Origin of the sequence: Paenarthrobacter sp. OM7 (assembly GCF_029873575.1) — a bacterium.
Taxonomy (GTDB): Bacteria; Actinomycetota; Actinomycetes; order Actinomycetales; family Micrococcaceae; genus Arthrobacter.
The window spans coordinates 344,535-360,374 of sequence record NZ_CP123579.1 but is presented as its reverse complement, the minus strand read 5'-3'; the positions used below and the strand labels follow the sequence as shown (position 1 = coordinate 360,374).

General features: G+C 61.7%; 15 protein-coding genes and 1 pseudogene. 4 read left to right on the top strand and 12 right to left on the bottom strand.

Going from position 1 to position 15,840, the window contains the following annotated elements:
- Nucleotides 1-49: 49 nt before the first annotated feature.
- Nucleotides 50-574 carry a recombinase family protein gene (locus QEH68_RS01750; protein ID WP_280625994.1) on the bottom strand — a complete coding sequence of 175 codons (525 nt, stop codon included), beginning with the start codon at nucleotides 572-574 and terminating at the stop codon, nucleotides 50-52.
- Nucleotides 575-652: 78 nt separating this feature from the next.
- On the opposite strand from QEH68_RS01750, the gene QEH68_RS01745 reads away from it, so the two are divergent.
- Nucleotides 653-1,129, top strand: coding sequence for a hypothetical protein (locus QEH68_RS01745; protein WP_280625992.1), 477 nt, complete (start codon nucleotides 653-655; stop codon nucleotides 1,127-1,129).
- A gap of 1,136 nt (nucleotides 1,130-2,265) precedes the next feature.
- Nucleotides 2,266-2,568: a hypothetical protein gene (locus tag QEH68_RS01740; protein ID WP_280625990.1), complete on the top strand. Its 303-nt coding sequence runs from the start codon at nucleotides 2,266-2,268 to the stop codon at nucleotides 2,566-2,568.
- Between the two features lie 122 nt (nucleotides 2,569-2,690).
- Here the strand turns inward: QEH68_RS01740 and QEH68_RS01735 are convergent, their stop codons facing one another.
- The 7 genes and pseudogenes from QEH68_RS01735 to QEH68_RS01705 all read right to left on the bottom strand — a co-directional run bounded on the left by QEH68_RS01735 (nucleotide 2,691) and on the right by QEH68_RS01705 (nucleotide 8,809).
- Nucleotides 2,691-2,996, bottom strand: a complete 306-nt coding sequence (locus QEH68_RS01735; RefSeq protein ID WP_280625988.1) for a hypothetical protein — start codon at nucleotides 2,994-2,996, stop codon at nucleotides 2,691-2,693.
- 10 nt (nucleotides 2,997-3,006) lie between these two features.
- Nucleotides 3,007-3,270: pseudogene (locus QEH68_RS01730) on the bottom strand (single-stranded DNA-binding protein); the annotation flags it as partial.
- Nucleotides 3,236-3,775: a DNA-processing protein DprA gene (locus QEH68_RS01725; RefSeq protein WP_280627951.1), complete on the bottom strand. Its 540-nt coding sequence runs from the start codon at nucleotides 3,773-3,775 to the stop codon at nucleotides 3,236-3,238. The pseudogene QEH68_RS01730 and the gene QEH68_RS01725, both read right to left, overlap by 35 nt.
- Nucleotides 3,745-4,134, bottom strand: coding sequence for a hypothetical protein (locus tag QEH68_RS01720; protein ID WP_280625986.1), 390 nt, complete (start codon nucleotides 4,132-4,134; stop codon nucleotides 3,745-3,747). The genes QEH68_RS01725 and QEH68_RS01720 overlap by 31 nt, the downstream gene beginning before the upstream one ends.
- A gap of 924 nt (nucleotides 4,135-5,058) precedes the next feature.
- Nucleotides 5,059-5,904, bottom strand: coding sequence for a DEAD/DEAH box helicase family protein (locus QEH68_RS01715; RefSeq protein ID WP_280625984.1), 846 nt, complete (start codon nucleotides 5,902-5,904; stop codon nucleotides 5,059-5,061).
- A gap of 212 nt (nucleotides 5,905-6,116) precedes the next feature.
- A complete protein-coding gene (locus QEH68_RS01710; protein ID WP_280625981.1) occupies nucleotides 6,117-7,859 on the bottom strand; it encodes a sigma-70 family RNA polymerase sigma factor in 1,743 nt (580 codons plus the stop codon).
- A 170-nt stretch (nucleotides 7,860-8,029) separates the two neighbouring features.
- Complete coding sequence (locus QEH68_RS01705; protein WP_280625975.1) at nucleotides 8,030-8,809, bottom strand: SDR family NAD(P)-dependent oxidoreductase; 780 nt, start codon at nucleotides 8,807-8,809, stop codon at nucleotides 8,030-8,032.
- Between the two features lie 58 nt (nucleotides 8,810-8,867).
- On the opposite strand from QEH68_RS01705, the gene QEH68_RS01700 reads away from it, so the two are divergent.
- Both QEH68_RS01700 and QEH68_RS01695 read left to right on the top strand, forming a co-directional pair.
- The gene (locus QEH68_RS01700; protein ID WP_280625973.1) at nucleotides 8,868-9,104 is read left to right on the top strand and encodes a hypothetical protein; all 237 of its coding nucleotides are present in this window, start codon (nucleotides 8,868-8,870) and stop codon (nucleotides 9,102-9,104) included.
- A 20-nt stretch (nucleotides 9,105-9,124) separates the two neighbouring features.
- A complete protein-coding gene (locus QEH68_RS01695) occupies nucleotides 9,125-10,162 on the top strand; it encodes a hypothetical protein (protein ID WP_280625971.1) in 1,038 nt (345 codons plus the stop codon).
- Nucleotides 10,163-10,218: 56 nt separating this feature from the next.
- On the opposite strand, the gene QEH68_RS01690 is transcribed toward QEH68_RS01695, so the two are convergent.
- Genes QEH68_RS01690 through QEH68_RS01675 form a run of 4 tightly spaced genes read right to left on the bottom strand, consistent with a single transcriptional unit; the run spans nucleotide 10,219 to nucleotide 15,555 of the window.
- Complete coding sequence (locus QEH68_RS01690) at nucleotides 10,219-12,057, bottom strand: IucA/IucC family siderophore biosynthesis protein (RefSeq protein WP_280625968.1); 1,839 nt, start codon at nucleotides 12,055-12,057, stop codon at nucleotides 10,219-10,221.
- Complete coding sequence (locus tag QEH68_RS01685; RefSeq protein WP_207595879.1) at nucleotides 12,054-12,644, bottom strand: GNAT family N-acetyltransferase; 591 nt, start codon at nucleotides 12,642-12,644, stop codon at nucleotides 12,054-12,056. Before QEH68_RS01685 ends, QEH68_RS01690 begins: the two co-directional genes overlap by 4 nt.
- Complete coding sequence (locus tag QEH68_RS01680) at nucleotides 12,641-13,996, bottom strand: lysine N(6)-hydroxylase/L-ornithine N(5)-oxygenase family protein (RefSeq protein WP_280625965.1); 1,356 nt, start codon at nucleotides 13,994-13,996, stop codon at nucleotides 12,641-12,643. The genes QEH68_RS01685 and QEH68_RS01680 overlap by 4 nt, the downstream gene beginning before the upstream one ends.
- Entirely contained in the window at nucleotides 13,993-15,555 is a 1,563-nt protein-coding gene (locus tag QEH68_RS01675) for an aspartate aminotransferase family protein (RefSeq protein ID WP_280625962.1), read from the bottom strand. The genes QEH68_RS01680 and QEH68_RS01675 overlap by 4 nt, the downstream gene beginning before the upstream one ends.
- Between the last annotated feature and the right edge of the window lie 285 nt (nucleotides 15,556-15,840).

The window sequence follows — 15,840 nt, the reverse complement described above, 5'->3', positions numbered from 1 at the left end:
CTTCGAACAATGTCAAGATAATTCTCGCCACTGCCTGGAGGGGATCAGTTCAAGCTGATTGTTCGGCCTGCTGTTTCCGTAGGGCGCGGCTTACACTCATCCGTGCGACGCCGAGCACCTGAGCGATTTCTGTGATGGGTGTCTTCTTCGCGTGCATGGTGCGTGCGGCGGTGACTTGGGCCGGGGTCATGGTTGAAGGCCGGCCACCAACACGTCCGCGAGCACGGGCCGCTTCAAGCCCGGCCCGGGTTCGTTCAAGCATCCTGCTTCGCTCATGCTCCGCCAGTGCGGAGAAGATGTGAAAGATCAGTCGGCCGTCGGCGGTGGTGGTGTCCAGGAAGCTCTCGGTGAGGGACTTGAACTGGATGCCTCGTTGGTCCAGTTCGGTCACGATACGGGCGAGGTCTGCGGTGGATCGCCCCACGCGGTCCAGCTTCCAAACCACCAGCACGTTTCCGGGTTGGAGGAAGTCTAAACACCGCTGCCATTCGGGGCGGTCCCGCGTGGAACCGGAGGCGTAATCGGTAAAAGTAGCGACATACTCCCAGCCAGTGTCACCGGGCCGGTACAGCACTGGGGAAGAACTCTTGCGCGCCTGTTACGTTCCGCCCCTCATTGTGCAAGTATGAATTACTGACATGGGGGGTGTCCGATGAGGAACACAGACAAAATAACGTTGGCTACCGCAGCGGCAGCAGTAGCTTTGGTGGCATCGCTTGCAGCTTGTGACGGGGAGGTAAAACCGGCTTCAAATAGTCAGGCCTCCGATGCTTCAACCGCCACCGAATTCGCGTCTCTCGAGGCAGCCCGCCAGGCCGTTCATAAGGTCATAGGCTGCGATGAGACACCAACGACTGAACCTATCGTCAACCCTGATCTGGCCGGCCACACGGCTGAATACAGCGTCTGCGCTGACAGGGTGCAGGTCGAGTGGTTCCAGACTGAAGATGCGCGAAACGCTGAGCAGCAACTGTACGCGGACAGCTCGCAACCGTTAGCCCTGGTCGAGGGCAAGAATTGGATGGTTGTAGACCTGTCCAAGGCCCTTCAAGAACCAGCCAGCGGCAGGGACCTAAAGAACCTCGCGGAACAACTCGGCGGCCAATACAGGTCCATCAACGGCGCATAAGAGGCAGCGCGTCTATTCCCCAGAGACTTAAACTCGTGCAGCCGCGTAATATGCGGCTGTCCCGCTCTGTAGCGGCCATATCGGCAGACACTTAAGCATGCTCGGAGCCTCCGCACTCGAATCGACTGCGGTGTTACCAGCACGCCAAGATGCCGCGCGCCACTGCGTTGGGTCTGCCATCGACTTCGCTCAGGTCTCCAGAGCAGCCTAGTGGAGCACTATGGTGCCCATGAACCGCAAATAGTGACCCATAGAAAACCAGAACATAACAATGTAGTAAAAATAGTTTGTCGTTTTGTATGAGTGCTTCTTAAAGTTGTGTTGTATGTCGATGAGTTGCCTTGCAAAGATCCATCTGCGTCTTTAGGATGGCCCCAGAGGTACAGGGTTTCGCAATGATGCGCCTGCCTCTTCAAACCAATCTGGGGGGATTGAGTGAAAATCAGAACCATCATTTCAGCTGTATCAGCTACCCTTGTGCTCGTTTCAGGGGTGGCTCTTCCGGCTTCCGCTACTTCTTCGGCGAACGAGGACGCACCACCCGCTTCGGGCCAAGGAATTTACGTCTTGGGTGCGCCATCCGACACCACAGATGCCGGCAACGAGTTCTTCGCCGTGCCGGAGGAATATCGGGACGCGTTGCTTGTCACTCCTGAGGTCGCTGCTGATCTGGACCTGCCGCCAGGGCCTGTGGCGGCAGCAGATGTTCAAGAGGTGTCGGCGAAGGTCGCCCAAACAGAAGTAGCCGGGCGGGAGGAATCGTCGAGGAGCGCGGACGGCGGTTTCACAACGATGGGCGTAAACGACACAAGATTCACGTACGGACCGGGCCTTGCATGGTTTGGCCCATTTCAGCGACTCACCTCGCTGTCAGGATGCTGCAGCCACACCTACACCTGGTATGTCGATGGGGCATTTAGTACCCAAGCGTGCCTGCAAGGCCAAGGCTATTACACCGGATACAACGGTGGCTCATTTGGCCTATGGGCGGCTTGGTATTCGTTAGGATGCGGCGCAACCGGCGGCTACACAGTCCCGTGGGACAACGTTTCCGCCTACCCTAAAGTCCTGTCACGGTCCCAGTATGGGTACTACGGTGGGGGAATATATAGCTAGCCATAGGAAGGGTCTCGGCAATGGATAACCGCGCGAAGAAATTCATTCTTACGGGAATCATTGTTAGTCTCATCGGTTCGGTAATCGCGGTTTCAGCCGTCTACGTCACTGGATGGGTTGAAGCCTCGATCGATCGAAACCTAGTTTCTGGAGTTTGGTTTGCAAAAGTTATTATCTCGATGGTGCAGTTCGGAATTGCGCCTTTTGGGGCAGCACTGACAGCGATCGGCTTTGCACTCCATTGGATGGGCAACGGTACGTCGCCAGAGCGCACAGCCAGTACCCTCCAGCATGAGGCTGACTTGGGCCGAGACGTCGATTGAAGTGGTGGAGCGCCGGGACCGTCAGCAATGGTCCTGGCGCTTTGCCGTCCGGCGGTGTCCTGTTGTACGACTCCGTGCGGGGAAGCACGCCGTTGCTGTGAACGAATACCGGAGCAGCGCACTCACGAACTACGACCGTCCTCATAGCGAGCCGTTTCCTCCCTGGTTCGGCGTCCGGGCCGCAGCCCACCTAAAGGCACGCCAGGCCATTTCTTTCCGCCGTTATATTTTCGTTGGACTCTCCGAAGCTCCCGCCTGACGGCTGCTTCGACGAAGTCGTTGACCGAGGCGTATCCCTCCTCCATACCGACAGCCTTTAGGGCCGCACGTATCTGCTCCGCATCATCGCGGGTGAATTTGGCACTGATGGAGCTGTCATCACGTTTAGCCCGCAACACGAGAGTCTTCCGGCTGCGCGTAAGGAGCATCTTGACTGCCTCGCTGCGTCCTGCTGATTCTGGCTTCGGCGAAGCGCAGGCTGGCGCCGATCTCATCCACCTCGAGCTCGATCACGGTGCGTTTCTCACCTTCCTTAGTCTCGAAGGAACGGGACTTCAGCCGCCCTGAGGCGATAACCCTGGACCCCTTGGTCAGGGAGGCAGCGACGTTCTCGGCCATCTCCCGCCACGCGGTAGCCCGAAGGAACAATGTCTCACCGTCTTTCCACTCATTTGAGGCGGAATCGAAGGCTCGGGGAGTCGACTTTCAGGAGCCGGTGGCAGCCTGCGGAGTTCGCGCTGTGCACGCTTCCGGGTACTGCCGCGACGTGCCGGGAGATGGTTTCGGCGTGGTGCGCGGTGTTCAGCGCACCTGAGCGCCACCGGGCTTCGACGACACAAGTCACTCCGGCCAGAGCGGCGATGATCCGGTTCCGGTCCAGGAAGCGTGCCCGCGTGGGTGCGGTACCGATGGGCTGTTCGGAGACGATCAGGCCGGTGGTTTTGATCGCTGCCGCGAGGTCGGCGTTACCGGACGGGTAAACCCGGTCAAGGCCGCCAGCGGCGACGGCGATCGTCGCCGGTCCCGTCCCGGCGCTGCCAGCAAGTGCGCCACGGTGGGCGTGGGCGTCGATGCCGTAGGCAAGACCGGAGATTACGCAGATGCCACGCCGTGCCAGTCCATGGGCCATTTCGGCGGTGACGGCAGCACCGTAGCTGGTGGAATCACGGGATCCGGTCAATGCCGCTGTGCGCTGCGGGGCCGGGATTCCCTGGGCGATGTTCCCGACGTACCAGAGCCCGTAGGGGGGTTGGGCAGGTCGTCCAACCCCTCGGGCCAGTGCTCGTCACCGGGGACCAGGAACCCGCCGCCAAGGCGTTCAATGGTCTCCAGCTCGGCCTCGATTGTGTCGGTGTCGAGGTCGCGGGGTGCCGGTGCCCAGCGGTCCAGCCCTTTCGAAAGTTCATCAGCGGTGACGTCCCAGAACGGAAACAGGGGCCGGGCACGGAGGGCCATGCGGTAGGCGGGGTGTGCGCCGTGACGGGCTACGAGCTTACGGGCTACGTCATCGCCCGGGGTGAACATGCGGGTCAGGGCCGCGCGTGCAATGCGGTTTTCGTCGTTCATGGTGTTGCTCCTTCTTGTCCGAGAAGTTGGGTGGGTGGGGCGACCAATGGTGACAGGCCAACGTCCCCGCTCCCCCGATGCTTCTATGTCTTGTCAAGCGTCGGAAAAGGGTGTGGCTGACCGACGGATTGCCCGTCGCCTCGTTGTTTTGTCGGTGGGTGGGGCGCTCGTGGTGAGTGGCCAGCTCCCCTCTCCCCCGCCGTTGTTTTGTCGGTGGGTGGGGCGCTCGTGGTGAGTGGCCAGCTCCCCTCTCCCCCGCCGTTGTTTTGGCTGCTGGCGAAGCTTGCGGAGCTGTGCCCGACGGAGGCCTGTCTACCCAGGGGGCAAGGGACGGGAAATTCCCGAAGGAAATCAGCGCCGCAGGGAAATTCCCGGCACGCAGGCCCCGACGAAGGAGGGGCTAGACCGGGTGGAGCGGGCACGTACAATCCGAAGGACAGCAGCCAAAACGTCGCAGACGAGGACAGGGCCAGGGCGTGCAGGAGCTCTGCGACGTCATGCCCTGGCCCCAACAGCCGACCACGGAGCGAAGCGGAGTGGACGCCCAGACGGGTGCGAGCTCTTCGAGCATGCACTAAGTTCTAGGGCCGTGATGGCCCAGGAACCTGGGTCAGCCGACGAGGGGAATCTATAGTTGTGCTCATAAAAGGGGGAGCCATGGAGTTGTTAGGTGTAGTCATTGCGGCAGGATTGTTGATCGTTGCGTCAATCGCGCTTTACCTGTTGAGGCGGACGAAGCAGAGGCCAGCAGATTCAGATCCGGAGTCGGAACGTGCACTCCGGGATTTCCACCGTGGAAAGACCCTCGGTCACTCTCATTACGTCGGGCTGGACAACACGGGCCACTGGAGGTAGCGGGGCCGGGTATAAACCGGGAAACTGAGGCATGACTGATCCGGCACCTCTGCCCGGAACCGGCCGGGCTCATCGCGGTCTAAGGTGGTTCCGCTTCCTGGCGGTGCGCAGGAACTCGGTCTTCATGTGCAGATCCGACGCCCTGTTGGAGCCCTGGATTGCCGCTCCCAGGATGTTTGACGGCGTGCGGAGGTTCTTGTAGTCGTGCAGCTCGTCCACAACGAGGTAGTCGATGCCGGTTTCCTCGAAGCTGATCCCGGGGTCGGCCGGGGTGTCGAGTTTGGCTTTGAGCGTTTCTTCCTGGGCCAACACTGCCTTTTCCAGCCGTTTGATGATGCTGGCGTTGGCTCGTCCGTTGTCCTCGCCGCTGTCCTTGACCGCTTCAAGCTCGGCCCGCATCTGAATGACTTCAGCATTGATGTAGGCGGCTTCGGCTTCCGGGCTGAGGCTGACGCGTTGGAAGGCGGTGCGGGTCATGATCACGGCGTCCCACTGGTTTGCTGCCGCACGGGCAACGAACTGCCGGCGTTTGTCACCTGCGAGGTCGGCCGATGAGGCGGCGAGGATGCGCGCCTGCGGGTAGATCTGCAGCCATTCCCGGGCGAATTGTTCGAGCATGTGGTTCGGGACGATGACGGCGGGCTTGTTGACCATGCCTAGTCGGCGCAGTTCCATCACGCCCATGACCATTTCTGCGGTCTTTCCGGCACCTACCTGGTGGAACAGACCGACGGCTGGTTCGGAGAGCATCCGTGCGACGGCTGCGCACCGGTGCGGGCGTGGGGAGAAGTCTTTGGCCATGCCGGGCAGGGTCAGCCGCTCCCCTTCGGTGCTGTCGTCCCGGAGCACGATGGAGTTGAAGCGGCGGTTGTATTCGTCGATGAGGCGGTTGGCCCGTTCGGGTTCCTCCCACACCCATTCGCTGAACCGTTCCTGCAGCAGCTGGGCCTTTTCCTGCGCTGCTGCGGTTTCGGTGGGGTTCAGGATCCGGCGTTAGTCTTCGTTTTCGTCCGTGACGCGCACCGGCCTTTGTTCGAGGACCTGTTTGAGGATGTCGGAGGCGGGCATCCGCTTGCTGCCCCAGTTTCCTCACCCGGTTCCCCGCACTGGAGTCCAGTCAATGTTCCCTAGAATGTGTTGGAGAATGTGGCCGTCTCAATACCGGTGCCGCTGAATTGGTAATCAAGGGTGGTTGTTTCCCCTTCGTCCTGTTTGGAGACGCCCAGCAAGAATTCCAACGCATCAGGGTCAACAGCATTGCTGCTGCACCGGAATTGCCTGGTGGCAGCGTCATCCGACGAACAGTTCCAGCCTGCCGGTTCGATCAGTTTTCCCGGGATCATGTCCGCGCCGGCAGAAATTGCGAACACAACTTCCGCATTGGAGGGCACCGGCCCGGGCTGAAGTGTGAAGGTGATGGTGATGTTGGTGTCCGAGGCCGTGGTCCCTGGTACAGCACGGAACGTGGCTGTCACAGCGGGCGCCGGTGATGGCGTGGCGGTGGAACTAGGGCTGGGCGTGGCCGTGGAAGTTGGACTTGGCGTGGCCGTGGGCGTTTGTGTCGAAGTTGGGCTTGGGGTCGGGGTTGCGCCCGGGAGCGGAACCAGTGCCGGGAGGGTTGGCGGCCCCGTCGGTGCGAACGTCGGAAACAGTGGGTTCTTCCAGGACAGCGAGGGGGCTGGAAACCCCCTGGGCGCTGGTTTCGTTGGTACGGGAAACGGAAACACGGCAGGCTTCTCTACCGCTCCGCTCGAAGGCTCATTGGGGGCCGGAAATTGAGGCTGATCCTGCTCCCCGGCTCCCGGGGCGGCTGGATCAGGACCGTAAGAAACTTGCCCTCGAGGAGTAGGAGATACCTCCGCCACTGGTACCTCAGCTGTGTTTGACCCTGCGCCACTCAACGCTACGGCTGCGCCCACCGACACTGCTGCCACGGCCATCACTCCTGCGCCTACCTTCAAGAAGAAGGCCATCTCCTTGTGCGGCATGCCATGCACCAAGCCGGCGCCCACCCCTGTTCCGGCGCCCACGGCCGCAAGCGCAGGGAAGACGGAGGTAAACGCTGCTCCTGCTACCAACGGGAAGACCACAGCCCGCATGGCCGATTGCACATCGTTGAGGTCAAGCAGCAAGGCAGTGCACTTGGGACAGCCCTCAAGATGTGCCCGCACCCTGTCCTGGCTGCGCCTCCTCAGTCCATCGCGGGAGTACGCACCCAACTGTGTTGAGTATTCTTCGCAGCTATCTCCAGTGGATGACGTGATGTGGTTCTGCAGGTACACCTGGCGCAGGCGTTCCCTCGCACGGAGCGCCAAGGCGGAAACCCCATTGGGGGTCAAGCCAATCAGCGGCGAAACCGCAGCGGGTTTCAGCCCCTCAATGTCTACATACCAAAGGACTTCCTGCCACCGTTCAGGGAGGGAACGAAACGCTTGGGTAACGGCCTTGGATTCGAAGTGGGCCACGGCAGGATCATCATGGAACACCGCTGAATCCAACACGAACGACTCAGCAGTAGGGCGGGTACGCGACGCCCCCCGATTAGTTTGATAGGCAAAACGCCGCACGGCTGTCAGCAGGTAGGCGCGGAAGAAAGTCTCGGGCCCCTTCCCTGCGGTGATGCTTTGGTAAACGGACGTGAAAGCGTCAGCCACGACGTCGTCAACGTCTGCAAAGTTGTTCACCTGCGCCGCTGCTACCTTCCGCGCCACCCCTTGGTGCCTCTCGAAGAGCACCTCGAACGCAGTCCGATGGCCTGCGCGAACCTGAAGGACCAAATCCATGTCGCTGTCAGCCACGGCACCATTGCCGTCACCGCCGAAGCCTGTTCCGTGGCGCCCGTTGCTGTCCGCCGGTGCTGTTCCGCCCATGCTGCTGCCCGTTTCGGACACGGCATTCGTACACGGATCAACGAGACCTTCGTAAGGCCCTGTTTGCGGGGCCACGCTGCTGTAGCCCCCGTGCGGCAGCCGCGCCCGGTGCCACACTCCAGCCCCAGCCTAAATCCGGAAGCCCCCCCCAAGTGAACACTTTGGCAGCCTTACGGCTCCAGCGGACGCCGAGGCGGGCCCGACGTCAGTTTTGCCGGCAGGACACGTGCGAAGAAGCTGACCACTTTGTACCTGCGCGTCGGAATGGAAACACCTTTGCCCTTGGCGTTGTCCTCCAGCCCTTCACGCACCACGCGCTCGGCTGTGAGCCACAGGAAACGGGGAGCCACTGACTTGTCCATTCCCATACGGTCATGGAATTCGGTATGCGTGAAACCCGGGCATACGGCAGTGACCTGGACGCCGGACTTGGCGTAGGTGATGTTCGCCCACCGGCTGAATGTCACCTGCCACGCCTTGGCCGCCGAGTAGGTGCCCCTGTTGGCAAACGCTGCCACGCTGGCGACGTTAATGATGCGGCCCTTCCCGCGGGCAAGCATGACCTCCAGCGCCGCGTGGCACAGTTCCATGGGCGTCTGGACGTGGAGCCGCAGATGGCGTTTTTCTTCGTCCAGGTCATTCCTTTCGAACGACTTCAACAGCCCGATGCCGGCGTTGTTGACCAGGACATCCACGGGCCGCGCAGCATCCCGCAAGCGGTCCGCCACCGCTGCTACGCCGACATCGGTGGTCAGGTCAGCGGAAAGGACCTCCGCCGAGATACTGAAGTCGCGTTCGAGCGCTTCGGCCGTTTCTTTCAGGCCCTGTTCGTCGCGGGCTACCAGGACCAAGTGGTGTCCGGCTTCAGCAAGTTGTCGGGCGAATTCCGCACCGAGCCCGGCGGTGGCACCTGTCACCAGGGCAGTGAGTTCGTTGGCTCGAGTCGTCATGCGCCTAGACTAGTACCCACACTGGAATTGAAACGATGCAAAGCCGCAAAGGATTCCCATGGTCAACACCGTCCCATCACTGCACGTGCCACTACTCCTCAACAACAACGGCGCTTGGTGCTGGTTCCAGGACGAACGTGCACTGATAGACCCCGCGAACAACACCATGCTGGTGGGTTCGGTCGCCGCTCCGGAAGGTCCAGGGGGTGCCGAACGTGGCGGGAACATCGAGGTGGCGGTCTTGGACCTCGCCACCGGCTGGAGTCCGATGACCACAATGCCCCGGCCCTCCTGATCCGGCCGGATGGTCACTACGTGGCGATGTACGCCAAGCACAAGACGGACAATTACTCACGTTGGCGGATTTCTACACGCCCTCACGACGCCTCTGAATGGGAGCCGGAGCAACACTTCGATTGGACCGAACTGGCTGACGGCCGTGGCGCCACCTACTCCAACCTGCATCATCTGCGCGAGGAGGACCGGGTCTACAACTTTGTCCGGGCCATCAACGACGATCCCACGCTGATGATTTCGGATGACCACGGCAGCACCTGGACCTTCGGCGGCAAGCTCTTCACCCGCCCCAAGATCGGCTACGTCAACGGGTACACGCGCTACGTCGGCAACGGCACGGACCGGATCGACCTCATCACCACGGACCACCATCCACGCGATTTCAACAACAGCATCTACCACGGCTATCTCCAGAACGACGCTCTCCACGACGCCGCTGGGAACGTGGTCAGCAAGCCGTTGACCGGCTCGGCGGGCATCAACCAGTCAGTCCTCACCACAGTTTTCGAAGCCGGAACAACGCTCGACGGCGACGTCCTCACCCACGGCTGGACTACTGACCTTCGCCGGCAAGGCAACCAACTTGCCGCGATCGTCACCTGCCGGGCCAACGACGTGAACGGTCCGCTGCAGCGGGAGCAAATGCTCGACGTCGACGATCACCGCCTGCTGTACGCGCGCTTCGATGGCGCGGGCTGGGAGCTGCACCCCCTCGCCATCGCTGGCCCCGGCCTGCTGCCCCACGAACAGGACTACACGGGACTGGGCGCGGTGGACCCCAACGACCTGGACCGCGTCTACATCTCGACGCCCGTGGATCCTGGAACGGGTGCAACCACACCGCACTACGAGATCTACCGGGGCACCACGGCCGATTCCGGTGCGAGTTGGACGTGGGAAGCCATCACGGAGGGATCCACGGTGGACAATCTCAGGCCCATGGTGGTCCCGGGCGATCCGTCAGTTCACGCTCTGTGCTGGTTCCGGGGATCGATGACGTCCTCGCAGGCTTACCAAACGGAGATCATGGCGCTAATTTCCTCGCCGAGGGGTTAGCTCTCGACTCTCTCAACACTTGAAAGTGCCGAAAGCCAACCCCTCGCGGGACCTGATTAGGCGAACTTCGCCAGCGGGTTCGCCAGGCGGCCTGCCATCTGGAGCCCACCGGAGGGATCAGAGATGTCGAGCATCTGCTGGTTATTACGGAGCTGCAGCCTGTTGAGGCAGGAGAGCTCGAAGTCCGGGGCAAACAGATCATGCATGGCGAACTGGTCTGCAAGTTCCGGGTGACGCTGCTGGTACTCCCGCAGGACGGCGGCGGCAGTCCCCCAGAACTCGTCCTCGCGCAGTGTCCCGTCCTCCACAAGGATTGCTCCGAGGAAACGGAAGATGCAGTCGAACACGTCCGTGAAGATGGCCAGGACCATTTCCTCTGCGGGGATCTCGGCCTTGATGCGCGAGACTTCCTCCGGCAGTTCCAGCCGCTCCCCCATCACCACGATTTCCTCGGCGATGTCCTTCATGATCGCACGGACGGGCACACCGTCCTCGAGGATCAGGATCACATTCTCGCCATGCGGCATGAACGCGAGCTCGTACTCGAAGAGGCAATGGACCAGCGGCACGAGATAAGCCTCAAAGTAGCGGCGAAGCCACTCCGTGGGAGCCAGGCCGGAGCGTTGAATCAGCGATGAAACCACAGATTCCCCTGCGGCATCCACATGCAGCAGGGAAGCCATGGTGGCCAGCTGCTGCCCGTCCTTGAGCAACGGCAACGGACTTTCCCTCCACAGGGCCGAGAGCATCTTCCGGTAGGGGGACCCCTTGGCGGAAGCAGCCTCGTAATAGTGGTTGTGGTAGCCGATGGCCGCGGTTTCACGGATCATGGCCAGGCCCCGGTTCTGGAGCTCCTGGTCATTGCCGATCAGTTCCTGCAGCCAGTCATTGATGGCCGGCGTCGCCTTCATGTACTGCGGGGACAGTCCCCGCATGAAGCCCATGTTCAACACGGACATGGCCGTCTTCACATAGGCCTTCTCCGGGTAGTCGGTGTTGAAGAACGTACGGATGGACTGCTGGGCCTGGTACGAGTCTTCACCGGTGCCCAGGTTCACGATGTGGCGCTGGGCGATTTCTGCCGCGAACGTCACCGTGAGCTTGTTGTCCCACTGCCACGGGTGGACCGGCATGAGGAGGTAGTCCTCGGGATCCAAGCCGGAAGCGGACAGTTCCGCGTTGAACCACGCAAGCGTCGCGGGCCCGAGTTCGGCCTCAAAATGCGTCCGGTAATCCAACCCGGCGCTGGACGTAAACACAGCTTTACTGCGATGCACCGCGATCCACTGCAGTTTCACCGTGGCACCCGTTTCCGGCGCGAACGCGTGGTAGTCGGTAATCCCGAAGCCTAAACGGCCGTTGTTGGCCACAAAGCACGGGTGGCCCTCAGTCATGCTGTGTTCAATGGCTTGGAAATCCGCGGCCCGGTCAGTGCCGCCGGTGACGCCGGCAGCCAACTGCGCGGCACTGAACGGCTTGCCCTGCTTGTAGGCGTTGCTGGCCAACGTGCTGCTGATCTCCTCCAAGTACACGGGCAGCATTTCCTGGCGGATGGCCAACGCCTCGTGGAATTCGGCAATGAAGTCCAAGGCGTCCACCGGAAGCTCTTCACCGTCCCGCAGCCGCGAGATGGAGTCTCCGGAAACGGACCAGTGCTCCAGTTGGAGCACCCGGGCACGGAAGCGATATTCCGTAGCGTCGTCATCGCTCACTACCTTGTAAAGCCCGACGCCGTTGCCCTCCTCCCGGATCAGCTCCGGAACCAGGATGCGTTCATGCGAGAACTCGGCGATGGCCTTCCGGACCAGGTGCCGGTTGGCAATCGCCCACCGTTCAGGGGTCAGGTGGGATACGGAATCAACCGCAGTGGTCATGGTATCGGCTGTTGTGGTCATAGGGATTCTCCTCTGGTCGCCGCGGCAGGCGCGGCCAGAATCGGGGTGAGGGTGGCGAGGAAATCCTCGCGCGTGCAGAAGCTCAGCAGGCCCTGCTTATGGTCTTCGGCAGGATCGACGGCGGGAAGGGTCACCACACCGTGCGGCCGGAACCCCACCTTCTCGTTGAGAACATGGATCTTGTGGTTGCGGGCGTCAGGTTCGACGACGACCCGCCGGGTTGCGGGGTCCGCGAACAGTTCGGCCATGACGGACTGCATGACGGCGGTGGTGAAACCAGGCTGGGGCTCGCCGGTGGGAGGTGACACCAGGAGGTGCATGCCGACATCGCCTTGACGGACCTCGTAGACGTCCGCCAACGGCGAAGACTCCGGCCGGTACCGTTCCATCAGGAAGGCAGGGGCGCCGTCGTCGAGCCCCAGGAACGCCTGGTGGTGGCCGGACTCAGCGATCTTCGAGTACTCCTCCACCACGTCCTGCTCGGTGGCTGAAACCATGCCCCAGAACCGGGCGTATTCTTTGCTGACCCAGCTGTGGAGGACAGGTGCGTCCGTTACCGGATCGACGGGACGGAACGTGAAGCTCATACGGTGGCCCCAGCGGTTTCGGGGACGGCGGCAGGTTCTGCGGCAGCCGCCGGAGCGGGTGCACCGAACTGCTGGAACGCGATGCTGCGCTCGATCGGGTAGACCTCACGGCCGGTGATTTCCCTCAGGATGCACGAGTTGCGGTAGGCGGCCATGCCAAGGTCAGGCGTCACAAATCCGTGCGTGTGCAGCTCGGCGTTCTGGACGAAGATCTCGCCGGGTTCCACCCCGGTGCCGTAGTTGCGCTCGACGTCGAACCGGCCTTTGGCGTCGCGGCGGATCCGGTCCTGGATGCCTGCCAGGAAGGTGGGCTCCTTGTAGGTGTAGCCGGTGGCCAGAACCACGGCTTCGGATTCCAACGAGTAGCCCTGGCCGTGTTCCTCGTGGTGCAACTGGAGTGTGTGCGTGCCGGTGGTGGCATCCCACTCTGCGGCAGTGAGCGAGGAATGGGTGTGCAGCTGGGTGTCCACCATGCCGGAGAGGCTCTTGGTATAGAGGAGATCGTAGATGTCGTCGATCAGGTCCGAGTTGATGCCCTTGTACAGGTTCTTCTGGCTCTTGATCAGGGAATCGCGCTGCTCGCCCGGGAGCGAGTGGAAGTAGTCAACGTACTCCGGCGACGTCATCTCCAGCGTGAGCTTGGTGTACTCCAGCGGGAAGAAACGGCCCGAGCGCGTCACCCAATTGAGCTGGTAGCCATAGACGTCGATTTCCTGAAGCAATTCGTAGTACAACTCCGCAGCGCTCTGGCCACTGCCCACGATGGTGATGCTGCGCTTGGACTGCAGCTCACTCTTCCTCGACAGGTAGTCGGCGTTGTGGAGGACAAGTCCGCCAGCCTCCACTATGCCTGCACAGGAGTCCGGGATATACGGGGATGTGCCCGTGCCCAGAACCAGCTTGCGGGCGCGAAGCACCTCAGCGCCATCCGGACCCTGCACTGAAAGGCGGTACACGCCGTCGTCGTACGTCACATCCAGCACATCCGTGCTAAAACGGACGGAATCCAGCTGCCCGGCCACCCACTGGCAGTACTGGTTGTACTCGGCACGCAGCGGGTAGAAGTTCTCGCGGATATAGAAGCGGTAGAGGCGCCCCGTCTGTTTCAGGAAGTTCAGGAACGAGAACGGCGATGTCGGATCGGCCAGCGTTACGAGGTCGGCCATGAACGGCACCTGCAGGTGGGCCGGCTCGAGCATCATGCCCGGGTGCCAGTCGAAGGACTCGCGACGGTCCAGAAAAACACAGTCCAGGTTGTCGACCGGCTCACTCAGCGCGGCCAGGCCCAAGTTGAAAGGCCCGACGCCGATGCCTGCGACGTCGTAGATCTTGCCGTTGTCTTGGGTGCTCACGCTGCAGCCTCCGTGGTGTTCGCCAGCAGGCTGTCGCCCGTCCGGCGGATAAGTTCGATGATTTCCTGGATGTCCCTCAGGCTCGCCTCGGCGTTGAGGAGGGTGAATTTGAGGTAATGGCGGCCAGCAACTTTGGTGCCGGCAACCACGGCCTCGCCTGAAGCGAAGATGGCTGCGCGGATGGCGGGGTTGAGTACATCTGCAGTGTCGTCATCGAGGGGTGCACCATCAACCATTGGGCGGTAGCGGAACACCAAGGTGCTCAGCTGCGGTGCGGCAGCGAGCTCGAACTCGGCGTCATCAGCCAGCAGGGTGCCCACCCGGGCGGCGAGGTCGATCGCTTCGTCGAAGAGCGCACCAATGGCGTCGGCACCCATGATGCGGAGGGTCAGCCATAGCTTCAGGGCATCGAAGCGGCGCGTTGTCTGGATGCTCTTGTCCACCTGGTTGGGGATCTCGGCCTTTGCGGCGCTTTCCGGGTTCAGATAGTCCGCGTAGTAGGTCACGTGTCCCATCATGGAGCCGTTGCGAACCAGGACTGCGCTGGAGCTGACGGGCTGGAAGAACGTCTTGTGGAAGTCCACAGTGACGGAATCCGCCAGGTGGATACCGTCCAGGAGGTGCCGGTGGCGGCCGGACACGATGAGCCCGCCACCGTAGGCGCCGTCCACGTGCAGCCAGGAATCATAGGCGCGAACCAACGCGGCCATTTCGGACAAGGGGTCAACCGAACCGAAGTCGGTGGTCCCGGCAGTGGCCACGACAGCCATCGGCACCAGGCCGGCGTCGTGCGCTTCCGCCAAAGCAGCCGCCAGAGCGGTGGGGTCCATGCGGTGGTCTTCGGTGGTGGGGACCGCGATGACGGCGTCGAAGCCCAGGCCCAGCATGGAAGCGGACTTTTGGATGCTGAAGTGACTGTCCGCGGACGTAAAGATCCGGAGGCGGTCAAGAAGGTGGGGCAGGCGCGCGTCCCCATTCGTCACGCGCAGTTTGGCGACAGCGTGGTTGCGGGCAATCAGCAGCGCCTGGAAGTTGGACTGGCTGCCGCCGGACGTGAACACGCCATCAGCTTCGGCGCTGAACCCGATGCGCTCGGCGGTCCAGTCAATGAGGCGGCGCTCGATCATGGTGGCTCCCGCGCTCTGGTCCCAGGTGTCCATGGAGGAATTCACGGCCGAAAGCACGGCTTCTCCTACCAGCGCAGGGATAACCACCGGGCAGTTGAGGTGCGCAGCGTAGCGGGAATCATGGAAGTAGATGGCGTCCTTAAGGTAGAGCTCATCGAGCTCTTCCAGGGCCGCAGCCGTGTCCGGCAGCGGACGTTCAAGGTCCACAGCGCCAACCTTGGCTTTCAGTTCAGCGTGCCCGACGCCGGTAAACGGCTGGGTGGTCCGCTGGACCTTGGTGGAGACAGCATTGACTCCCTGGAGAACCTGCGCGACGTAGCTGGGCGAATTTCGTGCGTTGAACAGCTGGTTGGTGGCAGCGAGGGCCAGTTCCACTTTGGAGCCAAAATCCTGCTCCTGAGCGATCCGCTCTTCGACACTGGGTGACGTCACGTCAGCTTCCTTCCATTGCGTTGGGGCGCTTGTTAGCAAGGTAAGCCTTACTTAGGTAAGCCTTTCCGTCAAACTTTTGTGACCTATTTCGCTCAGAAGGCGCTTTCTCGCCTATGTACCGCCCAGTTGCACGTCATTGACTTTCTTTCAGACTGCATTGGGTGCAAAATGTGGCACTCTTTTCGGCCATGGAGTGTCGGCAATGGGCCATGCCTGGGCGTCGCTCTTCCTTGTCGGGCATCGCGACTACAGGAGTAGAGTGCAAGGACTATCCGCAGTCAACGG